The organism is Thioalkalivibrio sp. ALE25, from assembly GCF_000377285.1.
Taxonomy (GTDB): domain Bacteria; phylum Pseudomonadota; class Gammaproteobacteria; order Ectothiorhodospirales; family Ectothiorhodospiraceae; genus Thioalkalivibrio.
Genome location: NZ_KB897925.1, coordinates 252,050 through 275,657 on the forward strand (window position 1 = coordinate 252,050; position 23,608 = coordinate 275,657).

Below are 23,608 nucleotides of genomic sequence, written 5' to 3' on the forward strand. Positions count from 1 at the left end.
CTATTGGGCTTTCCGTGGCCCGGCGGAATTTTCGCCGGGCCACGGCTTTAGGGCGCTTGATAGCGCCGTCTGATACGGAAGGGGTTTTGTAATGGCTCTTGGACTCATCGGTCGCAAGCTCGGCATGTCGCGCGTCTTTACGGACGACGGCGTCTCCGTGCCGGTCACGGTGCTGGAGGTGGACAACAATCGCGTGGTCCAGATCAAGCGCACTGAAGGCGACGGCTACAACGCGGTCCAGGTGACGGCGGGCTCGCGCAAGCCGTCTCGGGTAAGCAAGCCGGAGGCCGGTCACTTTGCTGCGGCGTCGGTGGAACCGGGTCGTGGTCTGTGGGAATTCCGCGTGGACGAGGCCGATCTGGAAGGCCTGGCCGCCGGTGATGCGATCACCGTTGACCGGTTCGAGGAAGGTCAGATCGTCGACGTGACCGCGCAGAGCAAGGGCAAGGGCTTCCAGGGTGCGGTGAAGCGTCACAACTTCCGCACCCAGGACGCGACCCATGGCAACTCGCTGGCGCACCGTGCCCCGGGTTCCATTGGGCAGAACCAGAGCCCCGGCCGTGTGTTCAAGGGCAAGAAGATGGCCGGCCACATGGGCGCGGAGCGCAAGACCATCCAGAACCTCAAGGTGGTGCGTGTCGACGCCGATCGCAGTCTGGTCCTGGTTCAGGGTGCCGTGCCGGGCGCGCCGAGTTCCGACGTGATGATTCGTCCGGCCGTGAAGGCGAAGGGTTAAGACAATGCAAGTAACGACTGCCGATACCGGGGCCAGCGTCGAGCTGTCCGCCGTCTGCTTCGAGCGGGAATTCAACGAATCCCTGGTGCATCAGAGCGTGGTCGCGCAGCTCGCCGGAGCCCGCAGCGGCACCCGTGCGCAAAAGACGCGCGCCCAGGTGAGCGGCGGCGGCATCAAGCCGTTCCGCCAGAAGGGCACCGGCCGTGCGCGTGCCGGCACCATCCGCAGCCCGCTGTGGACCGGGGGCGGCAAGGTATTCGCGGCGCGCACCCAGGATTTCTCGCAGAAGCTCAACAAGAAGATGTATCGCGCCGCGATGGCGTCGATCCTCTCCGAGCTGCTGCGCCAGGATCGCCTGAAGGTGGTTGCGGGCTTTGCCGTTGAATCCGGCAAGACCCGCGACGGCGTCGCGAAGCTGAAGGAACTGGGCCTGGAGAAGGGTCTGGTGGTCCTGGCCGAAGAGGACGCGATGACCGCCCGCGCCCTCGGCAACGTGCCGCACGTGGACGTGATCGACGTCAACGGCGTCAATCCTGCCAACCTGGTCGGGGCCGAGACGGTCGTGATCACGGAAGGCGCCATCCGCAAGCTCGAGGAGTGGCTGGCATGAATTCGCGTCTGATGCAGATTATTCAGGGTCCGGTGGTGTCCGAGAAATCGACCAACGCCGGGGAAGTCGGGCAGTACGTGTTTCGCGTGCTGCCGGATGCCGACAAGGCCGAGATCAAGGCCGCGATCGAGAAGCTGTTCGAGGTTCGTGTCCAGCAGGTCCGCACGCTGAACCAGCAGGGCAAGAACAAGCGCTTCGGTCGCCAGTTCGGTCGTCGTAACCACTGGAAGAAGGCCTATGTCGCGCTCGCCGAGGGCGAGAGCATCGACATGGGTGAAGGAGAACAGGTCTAGTCATGGCGATTATCAAGACCAATCCGACGTCGGCCGGACGCCGTCACGCGGTTCAGATCCGCGGTGACGGTCTGCACAAGGGCGCCCCGCATGCGGCGCTGGTGGAGAAGCAGACGCGCACGGGCGGCCGAAACAATTCCGGGCGCATCACCACCCGTCATGTGGGCGGTGGGCACAAGCAGCGCTATCGCATCGTCGACTTCAAGCGGAACAAGGACAACGTGCCGGGCAAGGTTGAACGGCTCGAATATGACCCGAACCGTAGCGCTCATCTCGCACTGGTGCTGTACGCGGACGGCGAACGCCGGTACATTATCGCGCCTCGCGGCCTGAAGCAGGGTGACGCGGTGCACAGCGGCTCGCAGGCGCCGATTCGTGTCGGTAACGCCATGCCGTTGCGCTCGATCCCGGTCGGCACGGTGATTCACTGCATCGAGATGAAGCCGGGCAAGGGCGCCCAGATCGCCCGTTCCGCCGGTGCCTCGGCCCAGGTCGTGGCCCGCGAAGGCGCCCACGCCACCATCCGGCTGCGCTCCGGCGAGATGCGTCGCATCCCGTCCGAATGCCGCGCCACGGTGGGGGAGGTCGGGCATACGGAGCACAGCCTGAAGAAGTTCGGGAAGGCCGGTGCCAAGCGCTGGACGGGGGTGCGCCCGACCGTGCGCGGCACCGCGATGAACCCGGTCGACCATCCGCATGGTGGTGGTGAAGGGCGCAACTTCGGGCGTCACCCGGTGACCCCGTGGGGCCGTCCGACCAAGGGTTACAAGACCCGCAACAACAAACGTACCGACGGCATGATCGTGCGTCGGCGCAAGAAGTAACGGAGTGCCAGCATGCCGCGTTCACTGAAAAAAGGCCCGTTCGTCGACCACCACCTGCGCAAGAAGGTGGAAGAGGCGCGCGAGAAGAACGATCGCCGGCCGATCAAGACCTGGTCGCGTCGCTCGATGATTATCCCGCAGATGGTGGGTCTCACCCTCGCGGTTCACAACGGGCGTCAGCATGTTCCGGTGCTGGTCAACGAAAACATGGTCGGCCACAAGCTGGGCGAGTTTGCGTTGACGCGGACCTTCAAGGGTCACATCGCCAACAAGAAGTCGCGCTGAGGACGAACGATGGAGACGATTGCAAAACTGCGCTACGCGCGCATCTCGCCGCAGAAAACGCGGCTGGTCGCCGACCAGGTTCGTGGTATGCGCGTGGAAGAGGCCCTGAACGAGCTGACCTTCAGCCCGAAGAAGCCGGCCGCCATCGTGAAAAAGGTGCTGGAATCCGCGATCGCCAATGCGGAGAACAACGACGGCGCCGACATCGACGAGCTGCGCATCTCGCGCATCCAGGTCGACGAGGGCCCCGTGCTCAAGCGCATGCAGGCGCGTGCCAAGGGCCGCGGCAACCGCATCATGAAGCGCACCAGTCACATCGTGATTGGCGTTAGCGAGAAGGGAGCGAACTAACCATGGGTCAGAAAGTACATCCAACCGGCATCCGGCTGGGCATTTCTCGCCCGTGGTCGGCGACCTGGTACGCCGACGGTCGTGAATTTGGCGAGACGCTGAACAACGACATCAAGCTGCGCGAATTCCTGCAGAAGAAACTCGCGCACGCGTCGGTGAGCCGCATTACTATCGAGCGTCCGGCCAAGGCCGCGCACATCACGATCCATACGGCGCGTCCGGGGATCGTGATCGGCAAGAAGGGCGAGGACATCGAGAAGCTGCGTCGTGAAGTCGCGGCGGAGACGGGCCTGGACCAGGGCAACGTCAAGATCAATATCGAGGAAGTGCGCAAGCCCGAGATCGAGGCCCAGCTGGTGGCGGAAGGGATTGCCCAGCAGCTCGAGCGCCGCATCATGTTCCGCCGTGCGATGAAGCGCGCCGTCGGCAATGCCATGCGCCTGGGTGCCCAGGGGATCAAGGTGCACGTCTCCGGCCGTCTGAACGGCGCCGAGATCGCGCGTTCCGAGTGGTACCGGGAAGGGCGTGTGCCGCTGCACACCCTGCGTGCCGATATCGACTACGGCTTCGCCGAGGCCCGTACGACCTACGGGATCATCGGTGTGAAGGTGTGGATCTTCAAGGGCGAAGTCTTCGGTCTCGAGCCGGTCGAAGGGACGCGCGCTGCGGCCAACGCGAGCTAGGACATAGACCATGTTGCAGCCAAAAAGAACCAAATTCCGCAAGCAGTTCAAGGGCCGGAACCGGGGCATGGCCTCGACCGGTGCCAAGGTCAGCTTCGGCGAGTACGGCCTGCAGGCCGTTGAACGCGGTCGCATTACCGCGCGCCAGATCGAGGCCGCGCGTCGTGCGATGGTGCGTCACATCAAGCGTGGCGGGAAGATCTGGATCCGGGTGTTCCCGGACGTGCCGGTGACCAAGAAGCCGCTTGAAGTGCGTATGGGCAAGGGCAAGGGTGGCGTGGAGTACTGGGTCTGCAAGATCCAGCCCGGCCGCGTGCTCTACGAGATGGAAGGCGTTCACGAGGACGTGGCCCGCGAGGCCATGCGCCTGGCCGCCGCCAAGCTCCCGGTCAAGACGGTCTTCACCCGTCGGCAGGTGATGTAATGAAAGCAGAAGAACTCAGAAAGAAGTCGGATGACGATCTGAACCAGGAGCTGGAAGCGCTCTACAAGGAGCAGTTCGGCCTCCGTATGCAGAAGGCGATCGGACAGCTCGCGCGCCCGGATCGCGTCGGCAAGGTGCGGCGCGAGATCGCGCAGATCAAGACGCTGATGAATGAACGCAGAAGGGCAGGCTAAGAAGATGACCGAAGAAGGTTCCAAGACTCAGCGTTCCGTCGTGGGGCGGGTGATCAGCGACAAGATGGACAAGACCCGGACGGTCCTGGTCGAGCGTCGCGTGCGTCATCCGCTGTACGGCAAGTTCATCCGCCGCAGCACGAAACTGCACGTCCACGACGAGGAGAACGTTTCCCGCATGGGCGATCGGGTTCGTATCCGTGAATGCCGGCCGGTTTCCAAGCAGAAGCGCTTTGCCCTGATCGAAGTGGTCGGGCAGGACGCGCTCTGAATCGGCTGCCAGGAGATAAGTCATGATTCAAATGCAGACCGTGCTCGAGGCCGCCGATAACAGCGGCGCCCGACGCATCCAGTGCATCAAGGTGCTGGGCGGCTCGCACCGCCGGTACGCCCGTGTGGGCGATGTCATCAAGGTGAGCGTCAAGGACGCGATCCCGCGTGGCAAGGTCAAGAAGGGCGATGTGTACGACGCCGTCGTGGTGCGTACCGCCTCCGGCGTGCGGCGCCCGGATGGTTCGATCATCCGCTTCGACCGCAACGCCGCGGTCCTGCTGAACAACCAGCACCAGCCGATCGGCACCCGTATCTTCGGGCCGGTGACGCGTGAACTGCGAGGGGAGAAGTACATGAAGATTATCTCCCTCGCCCCGGAAGTGCTGTGAGGACGTGATGAACAAGATTCGCAAGGGCGACGATGTCGTCGTGATCGCGGGCAAGGACAAGGGTCGCCGCGGGACCATCATCAAGGTCCTGGACGGCAAGGTCCTGGTCCAGAACATCAACATGGTGAAGAAGCATCAGAAGCCGAACCCGCAGCAGGGTGTCGGTGGCGGGATCATCGAGAAGGAAATGCCGATCGATGTCTCGAACGTGATGCTCTTCAACCCGGCAACCGACAAGGGTGATCGCGTGTCGTTCAAGACCCTGGAAGACGGCCGCAAGGTGCGGGTCTTTCGCTCGAACGGCGAGGTCGTGGACGCATAACGCGGGACGGACGGTTTATGGAACGCTTGAGAGAAGAATACGAATCCAACGTGAAGCAGGCCCTGCGCGAGCAGTTCGGCTATGCCAACGTGATGGAGATTCCGCGCATCACCAAAGTGACCCTCAATATGGGTCTCGGCGATGCGGTCGCGGACAAGAAGGTGATCGAACACGCGGTCGGTGATATGACTGCGATCGCCGGGCAGAAGCCGGTGGTCACCAAGGCACGCAAGTCGATTGCGGGCTTCAAGATCCGTGATGATTATCCCATCGGCTGCAAGGTGACCCTGCGGCGCCGGCAGATGTACGAATTCCTGGATCGCCTGATCAATGTGGCGCTGCCCCGGGTACGCGACTTCCGCGGTTTTTCCGCGAAGGCGTTCGACGGCCGCGGCAACTACAGCCTGGGCATCAAGGAACAGATCATCTTTCCGGAGATTGACTACGACCGTGTCGACAAGCTGCGCGGCATGGACATCACCATCACAACCAGCGCAAAGACGGACGCGGAAGCCAAGGCCCTTCTGGAGGCCTTCCGATTCCCGTTCCGGCAGTAAACGAGGTAGGCGCACATGGCGAAGGTATCGATGGTCGAGCGCGAGAAAAAGCGCGAACGACTGGTAAAGAAGTACGCGGCCAAGCGGGCCGAACTCAAGGCAATCCTGGTGGACGACACCAAGTCCTCCGAGGAACGTCTGGCGGCCATGCATGCGCTGCAGAAACTGCCGCGTGATTCGTCGCGCGTGCGTCAGAAGAACCGCTGTGGCGTGACCGGCCGGCCGAAGGGCTATTACCGCCGGTTTGGCCTGGGGCGCAACAAGCTGCGGGAATACGCCATGAAGGGCGAGATTCCGGGCCTGCGCAAGGCGAGCTGGTAAGGAGATTTGAAGCGATGATGACCGATCCGATTTCCGACATGCTCACCCGCGTGCGCAATGCGCAGCGCGCGAACAAGGAGCAGGTCGCCATTCCCTACAGCAAGGCCAAGGAGCGCATCCTGAAGGTCTTCGCGGAAGAGGGTTTCGTGGGCGACATGCAGGTCGAGGGCGAAGCCGCACAGAAGAAGCTTGTGGTGAAGCTGAAGTATTTCGAGGGACGGCCGGTCATCGAGACCGTCGAACGGATTTCCCGCCCGGGTCTGCGGATCTATCGCGGCAAGGACGAACTGCCGCGGATCAACGCGGGCCTTGGTGTCGCGGTGATCTCCACGCCGCAGGGTGTCATGAGTGACCGCGCAGCCCGGGCCGCTGGCCAGGGTGGCGAGGTCCTCTGCAAGATCTACTGAGGAATCAGCCATGTCGCGCATTGCAAATCTGCCGATCCAGCTGCCGAGCGGTGTGTCCGTGGAGCAGACGGACAGCGAGATCAAGATCAAGGGCCCGAAGGGCGAGCTTCAGCTCACCTGCCCCGAGGCGGTGACGGTTACCGTCGAGGACGGCGTGGTGCGTGTGAAGGCCGCCGAGAATGCGAAAAACGTCGCGCTCGCCGGTACCATCCGTGCGCTGCTCGGGAATCATGTCCACGGTGTCAGCCAGGGGTTCGAACGGGCCCTGGAGCTGGTGGGTGTCGGCTACCGCGCGCAGATGCAGGGCGCGAAGCTGAACCTGACCCTCGGGTATTCGCATCCGATCGACTTCGAGATCCCCGAGGGTGTGACGGTGGAAACGCCGACCCCGACCGAGGTCGTGGTCAAGGGGACCGATCGCCAGAAGGTGGGCCAGGTGGCCGCGAATATTCGCGCCTTCCGCCCGCCGGAGCCCTACAAGGGCAAGGGCGTGAAGTACAAAGACGAGCGCATTGTGCGCAAAGAAGCCAAGAAGAAGTAGGTAGGCACCAGTGGACAAGAAAGAGGCCAGACTTAAGAGGGCGCGTCGCGCACGGTTCAAGATCCGTGAGCTGGGGGTGCATCGTCTCTGTATCCACCGGACGCCCCGCCACATGTACGCGCAGATCATTGCCCCGTCCGGCGACGCGGTACTCGCCGCGGCGTCAACGGTGGAGAAGGATCTGAAGAATGCCGGCGGTTCGACCGGGAACGCCGAGGCGGCGGCCCGTGTGGGGCAGGCGATTGCCGAGCGCGCGCGCAAGGCCGGTATTGAACAGGTCGCGTTTGACCGCGCGGGTTTCCGTTATCACGGACGGGTGAAGGCTCTGGCCGACGCCGCACGTGAAAACGGCCTGCAGTTCTAGTCAAACGGGATCGAGCGGAGAGAGATATGGCACGTAACGATGTAAGCGAAGCGCAAGACGGCCTGCAGGAAAAGCTGATTGGCGTGAACCGCGTGGCCAAGGTGGTCAAGGGCGGTCGCCAGTTCCGGTTTGCCGCACTGACGGTGGTGGGCGACGGAGAAGGTCGCGTGGGCTATGGCTATGCCAAGGCGCGCGAGGTTCCGGCCGCGATCCAGAAGGCAATGCAGCAGGCGCGGATGGAGATGCGCAACGTGGCCCTGCACGAAGGGACCCTGCACTACGCGGTCAATGGCCGCCACGGTGCCGCGAACGTCTACATGCAGCCCGCCTCGGAAGGTACCGGGATCATCGCCGGCGGGGCCATGCGTGCCGTGCTGGAAGTGGCCGGGGTGCGTAACGTGCTTGCCAAGTGCGTGGGATCGCGCAATCCGATTAACGTCGTGCAGGCCACGATCGACGGGCTCACCACGGTGAGCTCGCCGGAGCGTGTGGCGGCCAAGCGCGGCAAGACCGTTGACGAAGTGACGAGCTAAGCCATGAGCAAGCTGAAACTGACCCTGGTACGCAGCACCGCCGGCCGCATCGCATCGCACAAGGCGTGCGTCCGCGGCTTGGGGCTGCGCAAGACCCACAGCACCTCGACGGTCGAGGCCACCCCGGAAAATCTGGGCATGGTCAAGAAGGTGTCGTACCTGCTGAAGGTAGAGGAAGTCTAACGATGCGACTGAATGAGATTGCAAGCCCCGACGGCGCCCGCAAGCCGGGCAAGCGCGTCGGTCGTGGCATTGGTTCCGGTCTGGGCAAGACTGGCGGCCGTGGCCACAAGGGCCAGAAGTCCCGCTCCGGCGGCTTCACCAAGGTCGGCTTCGAAGGCGGCCAGATGCCGTTGCAGCGGCGCCTGCCGAAGGTGGGCTTCCGCTCCCGCAAGCAGCAGTACGCGGCCGAAGTGCGCCTGAGCGAGCTGGCCAAGGTGGACGGCGACGTGACCCTGGAAAGCCTCAAGGCCGCCGGTGTCGTGCGCAGCGACGCCCAGAGCGCGAAGATCTTCGCCTCCGGTGAAGTCTCCCGTGCCTGCGCCGTGAAGGGCGTGGGTGTGACCAAGGGTGCGCGGGCCGCGATCGAAGCGGCCGGCGGGAGCGTCGAGGCCTAAATAATGGCGCGTGGAGCGACAGCACGTTCCGGTGGCGGACTCACCGGTTTTACCGAGTTACGCCAACGCTTGCTGTTCGTGCTGGGCGCCCTGGTGGTGTACCGGATCGGTACGTTCATCCCGGTGCCGGGCATCAACCCGGTCGCGGTGTCGCAGTTCTTCGAGCAACAAAGCGGCACCATTCTGGACATGTTCAACATGTTCTCGGGCGGGGCGCTGGAAAGGCTGTCGATCTTTGCCCTCGGGGTGATGCCGTATATCTCCGCCGCGATCATCATGCAGCTGCTGGCGGCCACGGTGCCGGCCTTGCAGCAGCTGAAGAAGGAAGGCGAGCAGGGGCGGCGCAAGATCACGCAGTACACGCGCTACGGGACCGTGGCGCTGGCGCTGTTTCAGAGTATCGGGATCGGGATTGCTCTGAATGGACAGACCATTCAGGGCATGCCGATGGCGCTGAACCCGGGGCCGATCTTTATCTTTACGGTGGTCGTCTCGCTGGTGACCGGTACCCTGTTCCTGATGTGGCTGGGCGAGCAGATTACCGAGCGCGGCATCGGCAACGGGATCTCGATCATCATCTTCGCCGGCATTGTCGCGGGGCTGCCGGGCGCCATTGGTGGCACCCTCGAGCTGGCGCGGACCGGCGAACTGGCGGCGGCGTTCGTGGTGATCCTGATCGTGCTGGCGCTGGCGGTGACGGCGTTCGTCGTGTTCGTCGAACGCGGTCAGCGACGCGTCACGATCAACTATGCGAAGCGTCAGGTGGGGCGGAAGATGGTTGGCGGGCAGTCCTCGCACCTGCCGCTGAAGTTGAACATGGCCGGGGTGATTCCGCCGATCTTCGCGTCCAGTATCATCCTGTTTCCGTCGACGCTGGGGCAGTGGTTCGGGCAGGCGGAAGGGATGGACTGGCTGCGCGAGATCTCGACGACGCTCGCTCCGGGGCAGCCGCTGTATGTGATGTTCTATGCGGCCGCAATTATTTTCTTCTGCTTCTTCTACACCGCGCTGGTGTTCAACTCCCGGGATACCGCGGAGAACCTGAAGAAGCAGGGCGCCTTCATTCCGGGGATTCGTCCCGGGGTGCAGACGGAACGGTTTATTGACGGGGTCATGACACGGCTGACGGCGGTGGGCGCGGTCTATATCACTGCGGTCTGCCTGCTGCCCGAGTTCCTGATCCTGTACTGGAACGTGCCGTTCTACTTCGGTGGGACGTCGCTTCTGATCATCGTGATCGTGGTGATGGATTTCATGGCGCAGCTGCAGTCGCACCTGGTGTCCCACCAGTACGAAGGGTTGATGAAGAAAGCGAATCTGAAGGGTTTCGGCGGGACCGGGATCCGCTAGACCAGGAGAAAAACCATGAAGGTACGTGCATCTGTAAAGCCGATCTGCCGAAACTGCAAGGTGATTCGGCGTAACGGTGTGGTGCGGGTGATCTGTTCGGATGCCCGCCACAAGCAACGCCAGGGCTAACGCTTGGCGTAACGGATATTCATTGCTACTATAGCCGGCTTTGCCGGATTTAGATGGAGAGGTTGGATGGCTCGCGTCGCTGGAATCAATATTCCTGACCAGAAGCACACGGTAATCGCGCTGACCGCGATCTATGGCATTGGCCCCACCCGGGCCGGCCTGATCTGCGATGCCGCGGGTGTGCGTCGGGACATCAAGGTGCGGGATCTGACCGATGCCGAAGTCGATGCCCTGCGCGCGCAGATCGACAAGATCCCCGTGGAAGGGGATCTGCGCCGGGAAGTCAGCATGAACATCAAGCGGCTCATGGACCTGGGCTGCTACCGGGGCGTGCGTCACCGCCGCGGCCTCCCGTTGCGGGGTCAGCAGACGCAGACGAATGCACGCACCCGCAAGGGCCCGCGTCGCCCGATTCGCAAGTAATCAGACTGGGATCTCAGGTACATGGCACAAGCGCAGACTCGGACCAAGAAGAAGGTCCGCAAGAATATCGCCGAGGGCGTGGCTCACGTATATGCCACGTTCAACAACACGATCATCACGATCACGGACCGGCAGGGCAACACGATCAGCTGGGCCACCTCGGGTGGCTCTGGTTTCCGTGGTTCCCGCAAATCCACGCCGTTCGCGGCGCAGATTGCGGCCGAGCGAGCCGGGACGACTGCGGCCGAGCACGGCGTGAAGAATCTCGACGTGATGGTGCGGGGCCCGGGTCCGGGTCGCGAATCGGCGGTACGTGCGCTGAACAATGCCGGGTTCAAGATCACGAATATCAGTGATGTGACCCCGATCCCTCACAACGGCTGCCGGCCGCCCAAGAAACGCCGCGTTTAAGGCTGGAGTTCGAGAATGGCTCGTTACATTGGACCGAAGTGCAAGCTCAGCCGCCGCGAAGGCGTGGATCTGGGCCTGAAGAGCGGCGCCCGCGCGCTGGAAACCAAGTGCAAGCTGGACAAGCCGCCGGGTCAGCACGGTGAACGCCGTACCCGCCTGTCCGACTATGCCGTGCAGCTGCGCGAGAAGCAGAAGCTGCGCCGGATCTACGGCGTGCTGGAGAAGCAGTTCCGCAACTATTACAAGAAGGCCGCCCAGCGCAAGGGCTCGACCGGCGAGAACCTGCTGAAGCTGCTGGAAGGTCGTCTGGACAACGTCGTGTACCGCATGGGCTTCGGCGCCACCCGCTCGGAAGCGCGGCAGCTGGTGGCGCATCGCGCGATCATGGTGAATGGCCAGGTGGTGAACATCGCCGCCTATCAGGTTCAGCCGTCGGATGTGGTCACGGTCCGCGAGAAGGCCCGCAAGCAGGTCCGCATCCAGGATGCGATGACCCTGGCCGAGCAGACCGGTTTCCCGAGCTGGGTCGAAGTCGACACCAGCAAGTTCGAAGGGACCTTCAAGGCGATCCCGGACCGTTCGGATCTGCCCGCGGACATCAACGAGTCGCTCGTCGTCGAGCTGTACTCGAAGTAATCGTTTTTCGGCCTGGCGCCAGGAGTCACAATGCAGTCGAACGAACTGGTCAAGAAACAGCAGATCGAGGTCGAGGCCGAGAACCGGAATCAGGCCAAGGTCGCGCTCGAGCCGCTGGAACGCGGTTTCGGGCATACCCTGGGCAATGCCCTGCGGCGTGTGCTGCTGTCGTCCATCCCCGGTGCCGCGATCGTCGAGGCCCGGATCGAGGGCGTGCTGCACGAATACACCACGATCGAAGGGGTGCAGGAGGACGTCGTTGACATCCTGCTGAACCTCAAGGGCGTGGCGCTGCGCATGCACAGCCGTGACGAATCCACCCTGACCCTGAAGAAGAAGGGTCCGTGCGTGGTGACGGCGGGTGACATCCAGGTGGACCATGACGTGGAGGTCGTGAATCCTGAACACGTGATCGCGACCATCACCAAGAACGTCGACCTGGACGTGACGCTGACCGCGCGGGCCGGCCGTGGCTATGAGCCCGTGAGCGCCCGACGCCAGTCCGAGGCGGGCGACGATACGGGCATCGGCCGACTGCTGCTGGATGCCAGCTTCAGCCCGATCCGCCGCGTGTCCTACCGCGTCGAGAGCGCGCGTCTGGCGCAGCGTACCGACATGGACCGCCTGGTGCTGGAACTGGAGACCAACGGTGCGATCGCGCCGGATGACGCGGTGCGTCAGGCAGCGACGATCCTGCAGGGCCAGCTGGCCCCGTTCGTCGACCTCCAGGAAGAGGCCGGCGAGGTGGTCGGGACCGCCGGTGGTGCGATCGACCCGGTCCTGCTGCGTCCGGTGGACGAACTGGAGCTCACGGTGCGTTCGGCGAACTGCCTGAAGGCGGAGAACCTGTACTACATCGGGGACCTGGTTCAGCGCACCGAGGTCGAGCTGTTGCGCGCGCCGAACCTCGGCAAGAAGTCGCTCACCGAGATCAAGGACACGCTGGCGACCCATGGGCTGTCGCTGGGCATGCGTCTCGAGAACTGGCCGCCGCCGGGTCTGCGCGACGACAACGAGTAATCACGGCGCCCTGCGCCCATCGTTTTTCTAGAGGAAGCCTCTCATGCGTCATCGTCATTCCGGCCGTCAGCTGGGCCGTAACAGCTCGCACCGCAAGGCCACGTTTCAGGCCCTGTCCGTGGCCCTGTTCCGGCACGAACTGATCAAGACCACGCTGCCCAAGGCGAAGGAACTGCGCCGGGTCGCCGAGCCGCTGATCACCATGGCCAAGGAAGACAGCGTGCATGGCCGTCGCACGGCCTTTGCGCGTCTGCGCGACAAGGAGATCGTGGGCAAGCTGTTCAGTGAGCTGGGTCCGCGCTATCAGCAGCGCCCGGGTGGGTATCTGCGTATCCTCAAGTGTGGCAATCGTCCGGGTGACAACGCCCCGATGGCCTACGTGGAGCTGGTGGATCGCCCCGAGGGCGATTCCGGGGACGGCGAAGCCGCCTGAGATTTCGCAGTGCAATGAACCGCACCCTCTCGGGGGTGGCGGTCCCAAGAAAGCCGGCCTCGTGCCGGCTTTCTTGCGTCCGGGGCGGGGTGTTTGCGAGCCGGTCGCGGGATGCGCGGCTTCAGTTGGAGACGGCCCGAGGGCGGGCGGCCGGGGCCAGGAGCGGCGCGAGGAACTGGCCGGTGTGGCTGTTGGGGGTGGCGGCGACGGTCTCCGGGGTGCCGGCGACCAGCAGTTCGCCGCCGCCGCTGCCGCCTTCGGGCCCGATGTCGATCAGCCAGTCAGCGGTCTTGATCACGTCGAGGTTGTGCTCGATCACGACGATGGTGTTGCCGTGGTCGCGCAGGCGGTGGAGCACGCGCAGGAGCTGGGCGATGTCTTCGAAATGGAGCCCGGTGGTGGGTTCGTCGAGGATATAGAGGGTGCGTCCGGTGTCGCGCTTGGAGAGCTCGCGCGCCAGCTTGATGCGCTGGGCCTCGCCGCCGGAGAGGGTGGTCGCGTTCTGGCCGAGCTGGATGTAGGACAGCCCGACCTCCATCAGCATCTCCAGCTTGCGGTGGATGACCGGCACGGGCTGGAAGAAGTCGAGGGCCTCTTCCACAGTCATCTCGAGGACCTCGTGGATGTTCTTGCCCTTGTAGCGCACCTCCAGCGTCTCGCGGTTGTAGCGATGGCCCTTGCAGACGTCACAGGGCACGAAGACATCCGGGAGGAAGTGCATCTCGACCTTGATCACGCCATCCCCCTGGCAGGCCTCGCAGCGCCCGCCACGGACGTTGAAAGAGAAGCGCCCCGGCTTGTAGCCGCGCGAGCGGGCTTCGGCGGTTGCGGCGAACAGCTCGCGGATGGGTGTGAACAGTCCGGTGTAGGTCGCCGGGTTCGAGCGCGGTGTGCGCCCGATCGGGCTCTGGTCGATGTCGACGACCTTGTCGATGCGTTCCAGGCCGTCGATGCGCTCGTGGGCCTCGATGTGGTGGCGGCCCCCATGCAGGGCGGTCGCGACGGCCGGATAAAGGGTGTTGTTGACCAGGGTCGACTTGCCGGATCCGGACACGCCGGTGACGCAGGTGAACAGGCCCGTAGGGAAGGCGAAATCGCCGCCCTTGAGATTGTTGCCGCGCGCGCCGATCACCCGGATTTCGGCTTCCGGATCGGCAGCGTGGCGCTGTTCCGGGACCGCGATAGATCGTGTGCCCCGCAGGTAGGCACCGGTGAGTGATTCAGGATGCGCGGCGACGGCCTCGGGGGTCCCGGAGGCGACGATTTGGCCCCCGTGGCGGCCGGCGCCCGGTCCGATGTCCACTACGTGATCGGCCTGTCGGATGGCGTCTTCGTCATGCTCGACGACAATCACGGTGTTGCCGAGGTCGCGCAGGTGGCTGAGGGTGTTCAGCAGCCGCGCATTGTCGCGCTGGTGCAGGCCGATGGAGGGTTCGTCGAGGATGTACATGACGCCGACCAGGGCCGAGCCGATCTGCGACGCCAGCCGGATGCGCTGGGCTTCCCCGCCGGACAGGGTGTCGGCGGAGCGGTCCAGCGTCAGGTAGTCGAGCCCGACATCGTTGAGGAAGCCGAGGCGCGCGGAGATCTCGCGCACGATCTTCTCCGCGATCTGGGCGAAACGCCCGGGCAGGCGCAGGTCGCTGAAGAAGGTCTGGGCATTGGCCACGCTCATGTGCGTGACCTCCGGCAAGGTCAAGTCATTGACGAACACATGGCGCGCGGCGGAATTCAGGCGCGTGCCGTGGCAGTCGGGGCAGGGCTGCTCCGCCAGGTAGCGGCCCAGCTCCTCGCGCACGGCAGAGGAGTCGGTCTCGCGGTAGCGCCGTTCGAGGTTCGGGATCACGCCCTCGAACACGCGTTCGTCGGTGCGCAGGCGGCCGTTGGCGGCGGGCGTGGCGAGCTTGACCTTCTCCTTGCCGGAGCCGTGCAGGACCACCGCGCGCACCTCCGCGGGGAGCTCCTGCCACGGGGTCTCTACGTCGAAGCCGTAGTGCCGGGCCAGGCTGGTCAGCAGGCTGAAGTACCAGGCGTTGCGTCGGTCCCAGCCGCGCACGGCCCCGCCGGCCAGGCTCAGCTCCGGCTGCGAGACCACGCGCTCGGGATCGAAGAACTGGTGTACGCCCAGGCCGTCGCAGGTGGGGCAGGCCCCGGCCGGGTTGTTGAACGAGAACAGGCGCGGCTCCAGCTCGCGCAGCGCATACCCGCAGACCGGGCAGGCGAAGCGGGCGGAGAAGATCATCGGTTCGCGTTCCGGCTCGTCCATCCAGGCGATCAGGGCCAGGCCGTCGGCGAGCTCGGTGGCCGTCTCGAAGGACTCGGCCAGACGCTGGCGCAGGTCCTCGCGCACGCGGAAGCGGTCGATCACGATCTCGATGTTGTGCTTGCGCTTCGGGTCCAGCGCCGGCAGGGCATCGAGGTCGTGAATCTCGCCATTGATGCGCGCGCGCAGGTACCCCTGGGAACGCATCGCCTCCAGCATCTTGTGATGCTCGCCCTTGCGTCCGCGCACCACGGGCGCGAGCAGCATGACCTTGTCGCCCTCCGGCAGCTCCAGCACCTGGTCCACCATCTGCGAGATGGTCTGCGCGGCCAGGGTCTCGCCATGTTCCGGGCAGCGCGGTTCGCCGGCGCGGGCGAACAGCAGGCGCAGGTAGTCGTAGATCTCGGTAATGGTGCCGACGGTGGAGCGCGGGTTGTGCGAGGTGCTCTTCTGTTCGATGGAGATCGCCGGCGACAGGCCCTCGATCTGGTCGACGTCGGGTTTCTCCATCATCGACAGGAACTGCCGGGCATAGGTGGACAGGCTCTCCACGTAGCGGCGCTGGCCTTCGGCAAACAGGGTGTCGAAGGCCAGCGACGACTTGCCCGAGCCGGAGACGCCGGTGATCACGATCAGCCGCTCGCGCGGCAGATCGAGGTCCACGTTTTTCAGGTTATGGGTACGGGCGCCGCGAATGCTGATGCTGTCCATGGGGCTGGGTCGACTCCACCGGGTTGCGTCGCGCGGTGTGCCCGGCGATCCGGGGTACCGCAAACCGACCATGTTAACACCCGGGCGTGCGGCGCCATGGTTTCCGCGCCGGGGTTGCCGGTAAACTCCGCTGCCATGAACACCCCTCCGTCCATGCGCCGGTTCCGGACGCCATGAGCCCGCGCGAGTTGCGCGCCACCACCGGGCTCGCGGCGATCTATGGCGTGCGCATGGCGGGCCTGTTCATGGTCCTGCCCGTCTTTATGCTGCATGCCGACCGTATCCCTGGCGCGACCCCGCTGCTGATGGGGCTGGCGCTGGGGATCTACGGCCTCACCCAGGCGGTCCTGCAGATCCCGTTCGGGCTGCTGTCCGACCGCGTGGGGCGCAAGCCGCTGATCCTGGCCGGCCTGCTGCTGTTCGTTGCCGGCAGCCTGGTGGCCGCGCTGGCGGAGACCATCCACGGCATCATCCTCGGGCGTGCCCTGCAGGGGGCCGGCGCGGTGGCCGCGGTGATCCTGGCCCTGACGGCGGACCTGGTCGGCGAGGAGCGCCGGATGCGGGCGCTGGCTGCCATCGGCTTGACCATCGGTCTGACCTTTACCGCCGCGATGGCCCTGGGCCCGTTGGTGGACCGTGCGGCGGGGCTGGAGGGGGTCTTCGGCCTCTCTGCGCTGCTCGGGCTGGTCGCGATCGTGATCCTGTTCCTGTGGGTGCCGAGCCCGGATCGGGTGCGCAGGCATCCGGACATGGTGCCGGTGTGGTCCGCGTTGCCGCGGGTCCTGCGCGCCCCCGACCTGTTGCGCCTGAATCTCGGCATCTTCGTGCTGCACCTGGTGCTGGCCGCGAACTTCCTGGTGATCCCGGTCCTGCTGCTGGAGACCCTGGCGCTGCCCGGGGCGAGTCACTGGAAGTTCTATGTGCCGGTCCTGCTGGCGGGGTTCGTGCTGATGCTGCCGGGGATCATCTTCGGCGAGCGGCGGCGGCGCGTGCACGGCGTGCTGCGCGCGGCGATCCTCCTGCTGGCCGGGGTGCAGGTCCTGCTGGCCCTGCTGGTGCTGGACGGTGGCGGCCTGTGGACGCTGGGCGCCTTGATGATCCTGTTCTTCGCCGCGTTCAATCTACTGGAGGCCGGATTGCCGTCCCTGGTGGCACGCGTCGCGCCGGTGGCCCACAAGGGCACCGCGATGGGCGGCTTCGCCACCGCGCAGTTCCTCGGGATCTTCGCCGGCGGAGTGCTGGGGGGCGCCTTGCTGACGGTCGCCGGGCCGGTCGGCGTGTTCCTCGCCGGGGTGCCTTTGCTGCTGCTGTGGTGGTGGGGGGCGCGCGGGATGCAGCCGCGCTACCGCTCCAACCGCGTGCTGGCGCTGCCCGCCCACTGGTCCGGTCGCGAGGCCGAGCTGCTGCGACTGATCGCGCACTGGCCGGGGGTGCACGAGGCCGAGCTGTCGCCGGACGCCGGGTCCCTCTACCTGAAGGTGGAGCCCGGCGGTCCGGATACCCCCGAGCTGGCGGCCTGGCTGGCGCGCCCGCCCTCCCGGTAGCGCCGGCAGGACGTGCCCGCTCCGCGTCGTGGACCGGTGCACTGTCGCGGCGGGGGCGGGCTGCTACACTATCGGGTCTGTCTCTCCATGCCCGACTGAAGGAGGCCCCATGGCCCGCGGCGTCAACAAAGTCATCCTGCTCGGCAACCTCGGGGCCGACCCGGAAAAGCGCGAGACCCCCAACGGGGTTACCGTCACCAACCTGCGTCTGGCAACGTCGGAACAGTGGACCGACAAGAATTCCGGCGAGAAGCGCGAGAACACCGAATGGCACCGGGTGGTGATGTTCGGGCGCCTGGCGGATATCGCCGCGCAGTATCTGTCCAAGGGCTCGCAGGTCTATATCGAAGGCAAGATCCAGACGCGCAAGTGGCAGGACCAGTCCGGCAACGACCGCTACAGCACCGAGGTGGTCGCCAACGACATGCAGCTGATCGGCGGTCGCGGGGGCGGCGGCGGTGGCGGGTTCGATCAGGACCCGGGCTATGGCGGCGGCAATGCCTATGGCGGTGGCGGCCAGCAGGGTGGCAACCGCAGCAGCGCCCCGGTCTCCGGTGGCTTTGATGACGACGACGTCCCCTTCTAGAACGCACGGCGATCCCTGACCGGCCCAACCAGCGAAGTACCGAGAGCATGATCCGCAAGGTCTATATTCAGACGCACGGCTGCCAGATGAACGAGTACGACTCCGATCGCATGCTCGACGCGCTGCGCGAGCTGCACGGGGCCGAGCGTACCGACGATCCGGAGCAGGCCGATGTCCTGTTGATGAACACCTGCTCCATCCGCGAGAAGGCGCAGGAGAAGGTCTTCTCGCTGCTGGGGCGCTGGCGCCAGATCAAGGAGCGCCGGCCGGAGGTAATCATCGGCGTGGGGGGCTGTGTCGCCAGCCAGGAGGGTGATGCCCTGCGCGAACGCGCTCCGTACGTGGACCTGGTGTTCGGCCCGCAGACGCTGCACCGCCTGCCGGCCATGATCCAGTCGGTGCGCCGCGAGCGCGCGCCGGTGGTGGATATCTCCTTCCCCGAGATCGAGAAGTTCGACCGCTTGCCGGAGCCGAAGGCCGATGGCCCGACCGCGTTCGTCTCGGTGATGGAGGGCTGTTCCAAGTACTGCAGCTTCTGCGTGGTGCCCTATACCCGCGGTGACGAGATCAGCCGGCCGTTCGACGACGTGATCGCCGAGGTGGTCGCGCTGGCCGCGCAGGGGGTCCGGGAGATCAACCTGCTGGGACAAAACGTGAATGCCTATCAGGGGCCGATGGAGGACGGTGATACCGCCGACCTCGCGCTGCTGATTCACTACGTCGCCGCGGTGGACGGGATCGAACGCATCCGCTTCACCACCTCGCACCCGGTGGAGTTCTCCGATTCGCTGATCCAGGCCTTTGCCGACGAGCCCAAGCTGGTCAGTCACCTGCACCTGCCGGTACAGAGCGGCTCCGACCGCATCCTGGCGCAGATGAAACGCGGCCACACGATTCTGGAATACAAGTCCAAGATCCGCCGCCTGCGCGAGGCGCGCCCGGACCTGGACCTGTCCTCCGACTTCATCGTCGGCTTCCCCGGCGAGACGGATGCCGACCACGCGGCGACTATGAAGCTGATCGAGGAGCTGCACTTCGACTTCTCCTTCAGCTTCATCTACAGCGCCCGTCCGGGCACACCGGCGGCCTCGCTGCCGGACGACGTGCCGCTGGCCACCAAGAAGGCCCGTCTGGCCGAGCTGCAGGCCCTGATCGAGCAGCACGGGCGCGAACGCAACCAGGCCATGGTCGGCAACATCGAGCCCGTGCTGGTCGAGGGCCCGGCCAAGCGCAATCCCGGCGAACTGGCCGGACGCACGGCGAACAACCGCATCGTGAACTTCGCCGGCGACCCCGGCCTGATCGGGCAGATGATCCCGGTCGAGATCACCGATGCCCTGGCGCATTCCCTGCGCGGCCGAACCGTGGAGCGGGCCATGTCTGCGGCCGTCGGCGCCTGACCGGAATGGCCAATCGTCTGGATTTCACCCTGGAACCCGGTGACCAGGAGACGCTCGCGCGGATCTCCGGGCCGCTGGATGCCCATCTGCGCCTGATCGAGTCGCGCCTGGGCGTGGCCGTGCACAACCGCGGCCCGCGCTTTAATCTGACCGGCCCGAAGACCGCGGTGCAGGCGGCCGGGGCGCTGATCCACGACCTCCATCGCATGGCGCAGGAGGAGCCGGTCAGCCTGGAACAGGTGCATACGGCGCTGCAGACGGCGCATGTCGAAGGCCTGGCCGAGCCCGATGGCAATGCGGGCGATCCGTCGCTGCGTCTCAAGCGCGCGGTGATCCGCGGGCGCGGCCCGCGTCAGGCGAAGTACCTGGCGGCGATCGCGCAGCACGACCTCAGTTTCGGCATCGGGCCGGCCGGTACCGGCAAGACCTTCCTCGCGGTCGCCGCCGCCGTCGCGGCGCTGGAACAGGACCGCGTGCAGCGCCTGGTGCTGGTGCGCCCGGCGGTGGAGGCCGGCGAGCGTCTGGGTTTCCTGCCCGGCGACCTGGCGCAGAAGATCGACCCCTACCTGCGCCCGATGTACGACGCGCTGTACGAACTGATGGGCTTCGACCAGACCGCGCGCCTGATGGAGCGTCAGGTGATCGAGGTGGCCCCGCTGGCCTACATGCGCGGGCGCACCCTGAATGAGGCCTTCATCATCCTCGACGAGGCGCAGAACACCACGGTTGAGCAGATGAAGATGTTCCTGACCCGCATCGGCTTTGGTTCCACGGCGGTCGTCAACGGCGACATCACCCAGGTCGACCTGCCGCGCGGCCAGCGCTCCGGGCTCAAGCACGCGATGCAGATCCTGAACGACGTGGAGGGCGTACATATCACCCGCTTCCAGGCGGGTGACGTGGTGCGCCATCCGCTGGTGCAGCGCATTGTGGAGGCCTACGACGCCCACGACAGCGCCTCCGGCAAACCGGATGCGGCGCCCGAGTCCGGTGCCGGCGCCGCTGTGGACGGGCAGGACGCCGATGGGGCTTGAGGTTGCGGTGCAGTACGCCGTGCCGCGCGCCGGCCTGCCGGCTGCCACCACCCTGCACCGCGCGGCCCGCGCGGCCTGGCACGGCGCCGGCGAGGCCGCGGTGACGCTGCGCCTGGTGGATGTCGACGAGGGGCGCACCCTGAACCATGCCTTCCGCGGCCGAGACTACGCGACCAATGTACTGTCCTTCCCCGCACCGGAGCTGCCACCCGGTCTGCCGCCCGAGGCGAACGCCTATCTCGGCGACGTCATCCTGTGCGCGCCGGTGCTGGCGCGCGAGGCGGTGGAGCAGGGCAAGCCCCTGGCCGCCCACTACCACCACATGGTGGTGCACGGGATGCTGCACCTGCAGGGGATGGATCACCAGACGCCGGACGAGGCCGCGCGGATGGAGGCCGTTGAGCGCTCCATCCTGGCCGGGTTAGGCTATCCCGACCCCTACGCCGAGCATCCGGTCCGTGCCCTGACGCCGCACCCAGCCGGAAACGCCCCCGATGCCTGAACCCGAACCCGACGAGCAACCGATCTGGCGGCGCTGGCTGGCCCGCGTCGCCGAGACCCTGCGTCCGCGCCGCGAGCCGGCCACCCGCCGCGAGCTGATCGAGACCCTGCGGGGCGCCCACGCCCGCGAACTGGTCGACCCCGAGGCCCTGACCATGTTGGAGGGCGTGCTCAACGTCGCCGACATGCAGGTGCGCGACATCATGATCCCGCGCGCGCAGATGGAAGTGGTCCGCCGGGATGCGGGGCTCTCCGAGTTTCTCCCCGACGTGGTGGCCTCCGCGCACTCGCGGCTGCCGGTAGTCGGGGATCACCGTGACGAGGTCGTTGGCGTCCTGCTGGCCAAGGACCTGCTGCGCTTCTTCGGCGAGCCCGACGATGCTGCCTTCGACATGCAGGAGATCCTGCGCCCGGCGGTGTTCGTGCCGGAGAGCAAGCGTCTGAACGTGCTGCTGAAGGAGTTCCGCCTGAGCCGCAACCACATGGCGATCGTGGTGGACGAGTACGGTGGCGTGGCCGGACTGGTGACCATCGAGGACGTGCTGGAGCAGATCGTCGGCGAGATCGAGGACGAGCACGATGTCGAGGACTACCTGACCCAGATCATGCAGCACCCCGGCGGGCGCTACACCATCAAGGCGCTGACGCCGATGGAGGAGTTCAACGCCTACTTCCAGACCGCCTACAGCGAGGCCGACTTCGACACCATCGGAGGCCTAGTGCTGTCGCACTTCGGGCATGTGCCGCGGCGTGGCGAACAGATCGTGGTGGATGGCATGCAGTTTCGCGTATTGCGGGCCGACAACCGGCGTCTGCATCTGCTGGAGATGCGCCTGCCGGAGCCGGATGGCCGCGTGACCACCGGCGAGGGGGCGCAGCCATTCGATGGCCCGGCCCCGGAGCCGGGCGACCACCGCGCCCCCTGACGGTCATGCCGATCCGTGTCGCGGACTTGCCGCCCTGGGCCGCGGGGCTGGTGGCCCTGCTGGCCGGGGCGGGGGCGACCCTGGCCTTTGCCCCGGTGGGCTGGTTCCTGGCGGCCCCACTGGCCCTGGCCGCCTGGTTTGCCCTGCTGCCCGGGGTGACCCCGCGCCGGGCCGCCGGGATCGGCTATGCCTTTGGTCTCGGGTTTTTCGGCGTCGGGGTGACCTGGATCTTCAACAGCCTGCTGGTGTTCGGCCAGGCCCCGCTGGTCGTGGCCTCGCTGATTACCGTGCTGTTTGTGCTGGCCATGGCGGTCTATCCGGCGCTGCTGGCCGCGCTGGCGGCGCGCTTCCTGCCGCTGGGGCGTCCGGCCGGGATGCTGGCGCTGGCCGGTGGCCTGGTGCTGATGGAGCTGGCGCGCTCCTGGCTGTTCTCCGGCTTTCCCTGGCTCCTGTTCGGGCACACCGTACTGGATACACCGCTGCAGCCCTGGCTGCCGCTGGCCGGCGAGCTGGGGGCGGGGCTGGTCGTGGCGCTGCTGGCGGTGGCCGTGGTCAGCGTGTTCCGGGCCGGGCAGCGCGGGGCGGGCGCGGGGCTGGTCGGGGTGCTGGTGCTGGCTTCGCTCGTGCCGGGGCTCGCACGCTGGGTGGAGCCGGGCGGCGAGGCGCTCTCGGTGGCCATGGTGCAGGGCAATATCGATCAGGCACGCAAGTGGGATGCCGACGGCATCGAGTATTCGCTGGGGATCTACCAGGAACTGACCCGCGAGGCAGGGGACGTGGATCTGGTGGTCTGGCCGGAGACCGCGATCCCGGCGTTCTATGTGGAAGTGCAGCGCCCGCTGGGGCAGCTCGCGCAGTCGCTGGCGGAGCACGATGCCGAGCTGCTGGTCGGGGTGTTCGACCATGCTTCGGCCGGCCGTCACGTCTACAACTCGGTGATCAACGTGACCACCGGCGCGGGGTACAACAAGCGCCAGCTGGTCCCGTTCGGCGAATATATCCCGCTGCGCGGCCAGCTCGACTGGCTGGACCGGCTGCTGGCGATCCCGATGTCCGACCTGTCCCCGGGGACCGGTGACGGGCGCATGCGGGTGGCCGGCCAGACGGCCGGGGTCAGCATCTGTTACGAGTCTGCGTATTCGCGCCACATCCGGGCCGCGCTGCCGGAGGCGGGATTCCTGGTCAATGTCTCCAACGACGCCTGGTTCGGCGACAGCCTGGCGCCGGCCCAGCATCTGCAGATCGCCCGGGTGCGGGCGGTGGAGACCGGGCGCCCGATGATCCGCGCGACCAATACCGGGATCTCGGCCCTGATCGATGCCGATGGCCGCATTCTGGAGCGTTCGGGCTCCTTTACCCGCGAGGTGGTCACCGGCACCCTGCAGCCGCGTCAGGGCGTGACGCCGGCGACGGCTACCGGGGCGGGCCCGGCCGTGCTTGCCGCGCTGGTGCTGGTGATTGCCGGTGCCGCCGTCGGGCGCCGGCGCGGCGCCCGCAGGGCCGACTGAACCCGTCTA

The 23,608-nt window shown here is 66.1% G+C and carries 35 protein-coding genes; 34 read left to right on the forward strand and 1 reads right to left on the reverse strand.

Annotated elements, in window-relative coordinates; translation table 11 throughout:
* The first annotated feature begins 91 nt into the window (after nucleotides 1-91).
* The 27 genes from rplC (at nucleotide 92) to rplQ (ending at nucleotide 13,126) form a co-directional block, all read left to right on the forward strand.
* Complete coding sequence (gene rplC, locus C996_RS0101270; RefSeq protein WP_018865671.1) at nucleotides 92-736, forward strand: 50S ribosomal protein L3; 645 nt, start codon at nucleotides 92-94, stop codon at nucleotides 734-736.
* 4 nt (nucleotides 737-740) lie between these two features.
* Nucleotides 741-1,346, forward strand: a complete 606-nt coding sequence (rplD, locus tag C996_RS0101275) for a 50S ribosomal protein L4 (RefSeq protein WP_018865672.1) — start codon at nucleotides 741-743, stop codon at nucleotides 1,344-1,346.
* Nucleotides 1,343-1,639 (forward strand): 50S ribosomal protein L23, encoded by a 297-nt coding sequence (gene rplW / locus C996_RS0101280; RefSeq protein ID WP_017941073.1) that lies wholly within the window; start codon nucleotides 1,343-1,345, stop codon nucleotides 1,637-1,639. The genes rplD and rplW overlap by 4 nt, the downstream gene beginning before the upstream one ends.
* Before the next feature lie 2 nt (nucleotides 1,640-1,641).
* Nucleotides 1,642-2,463 (forward strand): 50S ribosomal protein L2, encoded by an 822-nt coding sequence (gene rplB, locus C996_RS0101285; protein WP_018865673.1) that lies wholly within the window; start codon nucleotides 1,642-1,644, stop codon nucleotides 2,461-2,463.
* A gap of 12 nt (nucleotides 2,464-2,475) precedes the next feature.
* Nucleotides 2,476-2,748, forward strand: coding sequence for a 30S ribosomal protein S19 (gene rpsS, locus C996_RS0101290; protein WP_018139876.1), 273 nt, complete (start codon nucleotides 2,476-2,478; stop codon nucleotides 2,746-2,748).
* Between the two features lie 9 nt (nucleotides 2,749-2,757).
* Nucleotides 2,758-3,099, forward strand: coding sequence for a 50S ribosomal protein L22 (rplV, locus tag C996_RS0101295; RefSeq protein WP_018865674.1), 342 nt, complete (start codon nucleotides 2,758-2,760; stop codon nucleotides 3,097-3,099).
* Between the two features lie 2 nt (nucleotides 3,100-3,101).
* On the forward strand, nucleotides 3,102-3,782 hold the full coding sequence (rpsC, locus tag C996_RS0101300; protein ID WP_018865675.1) for a 30S ribosomal protein S3: 681 nt from the start codon (nucleotides 3,102-3,104) through the stop codon (nucleotides 3,780-3,782).
* 10 nt (nucleotides 3,783-3,792) lie between these two features.
* On the forward strand, nucleotides 3,793-4,206 hold the full coding sequence (rplP, locus tag C996_RS0101305) for a 50S ribosomal protein L16 (RefSeq protein ID WP_017941078.1): 414 nt from the start codon (nucleotides 3,793-3,795) through the stop codon (nucleotides 4,204-4,206).
* Nucleotides 4,206-4,400, forward strand: a complete 195-nt coding sequence (gene rpmC / locus C996_RS0101310; protein WP_018865676.1) for a 50S ribosomal protein L29 — start codon at nucleotides 4,206-4,208, stop codon at nucleotides 4,398-4,400. Before rplP ends, rpmC begins: the two co-directional genes overlap by 1 nt.
* Before the next feature lie 4 nt (nucleotides 4,401-4,404).
* Entirely contained in the window at nucleotides 4,405-4,671 is a 267-nt protein-coding gene (gene rpsQ, locus C996_RS0101315; protein ID WP_018865677.1) for a 30S ribosomal protein S17, read from the forward strand.
* Nucleotides 4,672-4,693: 22 nt separating this feature from the next.
* Nucleotides 4,694-5,062: a 50S ribosomal protein L14 gene (gene rplN, locus C996_RS0101320; protein ID WP_017941081.1), complete on the forward strand. Its 369-nt coding sequence runs from the start codon at nucleotides 4,694-4,696 to the stop codon at nucleotides 5,060-5,062.
* A 7-nt stretch (nucleotides 5,063-5,069) separates the two neighbouring features.
* On the forward strand, nucleotides 5,070-5,384 hold the full coding sequence (gene rplX / locus C996_RS0101325) for a 50S ribosomal protein L24 (RefSeq protein WP_018865678.1): 315 nt from the start codon (nucleotides 5,070-5,072) through the stop codon (nucleotides 5,382-5,384).
* 17 nt (nucleotides 5,385-5,401) lie between these two features.
* A complete protein-coding gene (gene rplE, locus C996_RS0101330) occupies nucleotides 5,402-5,941 on the forward strand; it encodes a 50S ribosomal protein L5 (RefSeq protein WP_018865679.1) in 540 nt (179 codons plus the stop codon).
* A gap of 15 nt (nucleotides 5,942-5,956) precedes the next feature.
* Nucleotides 5,957-6,262: a 30S ribosomal protein S14 gene (rpsN, locus tag C996_RS0101335; protein WP_018865680.1), complete on the forward strand. Its 306-nt coding sequence runs from the start codon at nucleotides 5,957-5,959 to the stop codon at nucleotides 6,260-6,262.
* Between the two features lie 14 nt (nucleotides 6,263-6,276).
* A complete protein-coding gene (gene rpsH, locus C996_RS0101340; RefSeq protein WP_017941085.1) occupies nucleotides 6,277-6,669 on the forward strand; it encodes a 30S ribosomal protein S8 in 393 nt (130 codons plus the stop codon).
* A 10-nt stretch (nucleotides 6,670-6,679) separates the two neighbouring features.
* The gene (gene rplF / locus C996_RS0101345) at nucleotides 6,680-7,210 is read left to right on the forward strand and encodes a 50S ribosomal protein L6 (RefSeq protein ID WP_018865681.1); all 531 of its coding nucleotides are present in this window, start codon (nucleotides 6,680-6,682) and stop codon (nucleotides 7,208-7,210) included.
* A gap of 10 nt (nucleotides 7,211-7,220) precedes the next feature.
* Nucleotides 7,221-7,574 carry a 50S ribosomal protein L18 gene (gene rplR / locus C996_RS0101350; protein ID WP_017941087.1) on the forward strand — a complete coding sequence of 118 codons (354 nt, stop codon included), beginning with the start codon at nucleotides 7,221-7,223 and terminating at the stop codon, nucleotides 7,572-7,574.
* A gap of 26 nt (nucleotides 7,575-7,600) precedes the next feature.
* A complete protein-coding gene (rpsE, locus tag C996_RS0101355) occupies nucleotides 7,601-8,107 on the forward strand; it encodes a 30S ribosomal protein S5 (RefSeq protein ID WP_018865682.1) in 507 nt (168 codons plus the stop codon).
* Nucleotides 8,108-8,110: 3 nt separating this feature from the next.
* Nucleotides 8,111-8,290, forward strand: coding sequence for a 50S ribosomal protein L30 (gene rpmD, locus C996_RS0101360; RefSeq protein ID WP_017941089.1), 180 nt, complete (start codon nucleotides 8,111-8,113; stop codon nucleotides 8,288-8,290).
* A gap of 2 nt (nucleotides 8,291-8,292) precedes the next feature.
* The gene (rplO, locus tag C996_RS0101365) at nucleotides 8,293-8,724 is read left to right on the forward strand and encodes a 50S ribosomal protein L15 (RefSeq protein WP_018865683.1); all 432 of its coding nucleotides are present in this window, start codon (nucleotides 8,293-8,295) and stop codon (nucleotides 8,722-8,724) included.
* Nucleotides 8,725-8,727: 3 nt separating this feature from the next.
* On the forward strand, nucleotides 8,728-10,074 hold the full coding sequence (secY, locus tag C996_RS0101370) for a preprotein translocase subunit SecY (protein WP_018146441.1): 1,347 nt from the start codon (nucleotides 8,728-8,730) through the stop codon (nucleotides 10,072-10,074).
* A gap of 15 nt (nucleotides 10,075-10,089) precedes the next feature.
* Complete coding sequence (rpmJ, locus tag C996_RS13905) at nucleotides 10,090-10,203, forward strand: 50S ribosomal protein L36 (protein ID WP_018881305.1); 114 nt, start codon at nucleotides 10,090-10,092, stop codon at nucleotides 10,201-10,203.
* Nucleotides 10,204-10,269: 66 nt separating this feature from the next.
* Complete coding sequence (gene rpsM / locus C996_RS0101375) at nucleotides 10,270-10,626, forward strand: 30S ribosomal protein S13 (protein ID WP_017941092.1); 357 nt, start codon at nucleotides 10,270-10,272, stop codon at nucleotides 10,624-10,626.
* A gap of 21 nt (nucleotides 10,627-10,647) precedes the next feature.
* On the forward strand, nucleotides 10,648-11,037 hold the full coding sequence (gene rpsK, locus C996_RS0101380) for a 30S ribosomal protein S11 (protein WP_017941093.1): 390 nt from the start codon (nucleotides 10,648-10,650) through the stop codon (nucleotides 11,035-11,037).
* A gap of 15 nt (nucleotides 11,038-11,052) precedes the next feature.
* Nucleotides 11,053-11,673, forward strand: a complete 621-nt coding sequence (gene rpsD, locus C996_RS0101385; RefSeq protein ID WP_018865685.1) for a 30S ribosomal protein S4 — start codon at nucleotides 11,053-11,055, stop codon at nucleotides 11,671-11,673.
* Nucleotides 11,674-11,703: 30 nt separating this feature from the next.
* On the forward strand, nucleotides 11,704-12,693 hold the full coding sequence (gene rpoA, locus C996_RS0101390; RefSeq protein ID WP_018865686.1) for a DNA-directed RNA polymerase subunit alpha: 990 nt from the start codon (nucleotides 11,704-11,706) through the stop codon (nucleotides 12,691-12,693).
* A gap of 43 nt (nucleotides 12,694-12,736) precedes the next feature.
* Complete coding sequence (rplQ, locus tag C996_RS0101395; protein ID WP_018865687.1) at nucleotides 12,737-13,126, forward strand: 50S ribosomal protein L17; 390 nt, start codon at nucleotides 12,737-12,739, stop codon at nucleotides 13,124-13,126.
* Between the two features lie 121 nt (nucleotides 13,127-13,247).
* Here the strand turns inward: rplQ and uvrA are convergent, their stop codons facing one another.
* Nucleotides 13,248-16,100 carry an excinuclease ABC subunit UvrA gene (gene uvrA, locus C996_RS0101400; RefSeq protein ID WP_018865688.1) on the reverse strand — a complete coding sequence of 951 codons (2,853 nt, stop codon included), beginning with the start codon at nucleotides 16,098-16,100 and terminating at the stop codon, nucleotides 13,248-13,250.
* A 173-nt stretch (nucleotides 16,101-16,273) separates the two neighbouring features.
* Between uvrA and C996_RS0101405 the strand changes: the two genes are divergently transcribed.
* The 7 genes from C996_RS0101405 to lnt all read left to right on the forward strand — a co-directional run bounded on the left by C996_RS0101405 (nucleotide 16,274) and on the right by lnt (nucleotide 23,599).
* Nucleotides 16,274-17,644 carry an MFS transporter gene (locus C996_RS0101405; protein WP_018865689.1) on the forward strand — a complete coding sequence of 457 codons (1,371 nt, stop codon included), beginning with the start codon at nucleotides 16,274-16,276 and terminating at the stop codon, nucleotides 17,642-17,644.
* A 109-nt stretch (nucleotides 17,645-17,753) separates the two neighbouring features.
* Nucleotides 17,754-18,230, forward strand: a complete 477-nt coding sequence (gene ssb / locus C996_RS0101410; protein WP_018865690.1) for a single-stranded DNA-binding protein — start codon at nucleotides 17,754-17,756, stop codon at nucleotides 18,228-18,230.
* Between the two features lie 47 nt (nucleotides 18,231-18,277).
* Entirely contained in the window at nucleotides 18,278-19,630 is a 1,353-nt protein-coding gene (gene miaB, locus C996_RS0101415; RefSeq protein WP_018865691.1) for a tRNA (N6-isopentenyl adenosine(37)-C2)-methylthiotransferase MiaB, read from the forward strand.
* Nucleotides 19,631-19,635: 5 nt separating this feature from the next.
* The gene (locus C996_RS0101420; RefSeq protein WP_018865692.1) at nucleotides 19,636-20,664 is read left to right on the forward strand and encodes a PhoH family protein; all 1,029 of its coding nucleotides are present in this window, start codon (nucleotides 19,636-19,638) and stop codon (nucleotides 20,662-20,664) included.
* A complete protein-coding gene (ybeY, locus tag C996_RS0101425) occupies nucleotides 20,654-21,166 on the forward strand; it encodes an rRNA maturation RNase YbeY (protein WP_018865693.1) in 513 nt (170 codons plus the stop codon). The genes C996_RS0101420 and ybeY overlap by 11 nt, the downstream gene beginning before the upstream one ends.
* A complete protein-coding gene (locus C996_RS0101430) occupies nucleotides 21,159-22,091 on the forward strand; it encodes an HlyC/CorC family transporter (RefSeq protein ID WP_018865694.1) in 933 nt (310 codons plus the stop codon). The genes ybeY and C996_RS0101430 overlap by 8 nt, the downstream gene beginning before the upstream one ends.
* A gap of 5 nt (nucleotides 22,092-22,096) precedes the next feature.
* Complete coding sequence (gene lnt / locus C996_RS0101435; protein ID WP_018865695.1) at nucleotides 22,097-23,599, forward strand: apolipoprotein N-acyltransferase; 1,503 nt, start codon at nucleotides 22,097-22,099, stop codon at nucleotides 23,597-23,599.
* Nucleotides 23,600-23,608: the final 9 nt, after the last annotated feature.

Coding starts and splice junctions, on each gene's coding strand:
- rpsK (WP_017941093.1), top strand. CDS start 10,648: ATGGCACAAGCGCAGACTCGGACCAAGAAGAAGGTCCGCAAGAATATC.
- rplF (WP_018865681.1), top strand. CDS start 6,680: ATGTCGCGCATTGCAAATCTGCCGATCCAGCTGCCGAGCGGTGTGTCC.
- rplQ (WP_018865687.1), top strand. CDS start 12,737: ATGCGTCATCGTCATTCCGGCCGTCAGCTGGGCCGTAACAGCTCGCAC.
- rplE (WP_018865679.1), top strand. CDS start 5,402: ATGGAACGCTTGAGAGAAGAATACGAATCCAACGTGAAGCAGGCCCTG.
- rplC (WP_018865671.1), top strand. CDS start 92: ATGGCTCTTGGACTCATCGGTCGCAAGCTCGGCATGTCGCGCGTCTTT.
- uvrA (WP_018865688.1), bottom strand. CDS start 16,100: ATGGACAGCATCAGCATTCGCGGCGCCCGTACCCATAACCTGAAAAAC.
- secY (WP_018146441.1), top strand. CDS start 8,728: ATGGCGCGTGGAGCGACAGCACGTTCCGGTGGCGGACTCACCGGTTTT.
- ssb (WP_018865690.1), top strand. CDS start 17,754: ATGGCCCGCGGCGTCAACAAAGTCATCCTGCTCGGCAACCTCGGGGCC.
- rpmC (WP_018865676.1), top strand. CDS start 4,206: ATGAAAGCAGAAGAACTCAGAAAGAAGTCGGATGACGATCTGAACCAG.
- ybeY (WP_018865693.1), top strand. CDS start 20,654: ATGGGGCTTGAGGTTGCGGTGCAGTACGCCGTGCCGCGCGCCGGCCTG.
- rpsH (WP_017941085.1), top strand. CDS start 6,277: ATGATGACCGATCCGATTTCCGACATGCTCACCCGCGTGCGCAATGCG.
- miaB (WP_018865691.1), top strand. CDS start 18,278: ATGATCCGCAAGGTCTATATTCAGACGCACGGCTGCCAGATGAACGAG.
- rplN (WP_017941081.1), top strand. CDS start 4,694: ATGATTCAAATGCAGACCGTGCTCGAGGCCGCCGATAACAGCGGCGCC.
- rplX (WP_018865678.1), top strand. CDS start 5,070: ATGAACAAGATTCGCAAGGGCGACGATGTCGTCGTGATCGCGGGCAAG.
- rpsM (WP_017941092.1), top strand. CDS start 10,270: ATGGCTCGCGTCGCTGGAATCAATATTCCTGACCAGAAGCACACGGTA.
- rpmD (WP_017941089.1), top strand. CDS start 8,111: ATGAGCAAGCTGAAACTGACCCTGGTACGCAGCACCGCCGGCCGCATC.
- lnt (WP_018865695.1), top strand. CDS start 22,097: ATGCCGATCCGTGTCGCGGACTTGCCGCCCTGGGCCGCGGGGCTGGTG.
- rpmJ (WP_018881305.1), top strand. CDS start 10,090: ATGAAGGTACGTGCATCTGTAAAGCCGATCTGCCGAAACTGCAAGGTG.
- rplO (WP_018865683.1), top strand. CDS start 8,293: ATGCGACTGAATGAGATTGCAAGCCCCGACGGCGCCCGCAAGCCGGGC.
- rpsS (WP_018139876.1), top strand. CDS start 2,476: ATGCCGCGTTCACTGAAAAAAGGCCCGTTCGTCGACCACCACCTGCGC.
- rplP (WP_017941078.1), top strand. CDS start 3,793: ATGTTGCAGCCAAAAAGAACCAAATTCCGCAAGCAGTTCAAGGGCCGG.
- rpsD (WP_018865685.1), top strand. CDS start 11,053: ATGGCTCGTTACATTGGACCGAAGTGCAAGCTCAGCCGCCGCGAAGGC.
- rplW (WP_017941073.1), top strand. CDS start 1,343: ATGAATTCGCGTCTGATGCAGATTATTCAGGGTCCGGTGGTGTCCGAG.
- rpsQ (WP_018865677.1), top strand. CDS start 4,405: ATGACCGAAGAAGGTTCCAAGACTCAGCGTTCCGTCGTGGGGCGGGTG.
- rpsC (WP_018865675.1), top strand. CDS start 3,102: ATGGGTCAGAAAGTACATCCAACCGGCATCCGGCTGGGCATTTCTCGC.
- C996_RS0101420 (WP_018865692.1), top strand. CDS start 19,636: ATGGCCAATCGTCTGGATTTCACCCTGGAACCCGGTGACCAGGAGACG.
- rplB (WP_018865673.1), top strand. CDS start 1,642: ATGGCGATTATCAAGACCAATCCGACGTCGGCCGGACGCCGTCACGCG.
- rpsN (WP_018865680.1), top strand. CDS start 5,957: ATGGCGAAGGTATCGATGGTCGAGCGCGAGAAAAAGCGCGAACGACTG.
- rpoA (WP_018865686.1), top strand. CDS start 11,704: ATGCAGTCGAACGAACTGGTCAAGAAACAGCAGATCGAGGTCGAGGCC.
- C996_RS0101405 (WP_018865689.1), top strand. CDS start 16,274: ATGAGCCCGCGCGAGTTGCGCGCCACCACCGGGCTCGCGGCGATCTAT.
- rplV (WP_018865674.1), top strand. CDS start 2,758: ATGGAGACGATTGCAAAACTGCGCTACGCGCGCATCTCGCCGCAGAAA.
- rpsE (WP_018865682.1), top strand. CDS start 7,601: ATGGCACGTAACGATGTAAGCGAAGCGCAAGACGGCCTGCAGGAAAAG.
- rplD (WP_018865672.1), top strand. CDS start 741: ATGCAAGTAACGACTGCCGATACCGGGGCCAGCGTCGAGCTGTCCGCC.
- C996_RS0101430 (WP_018865694.1), top strand. CDS start 21,159: ATGCCTGAACCCGAACCCGACGAGCAACCGATCTGGCGGCGCTGGCTG.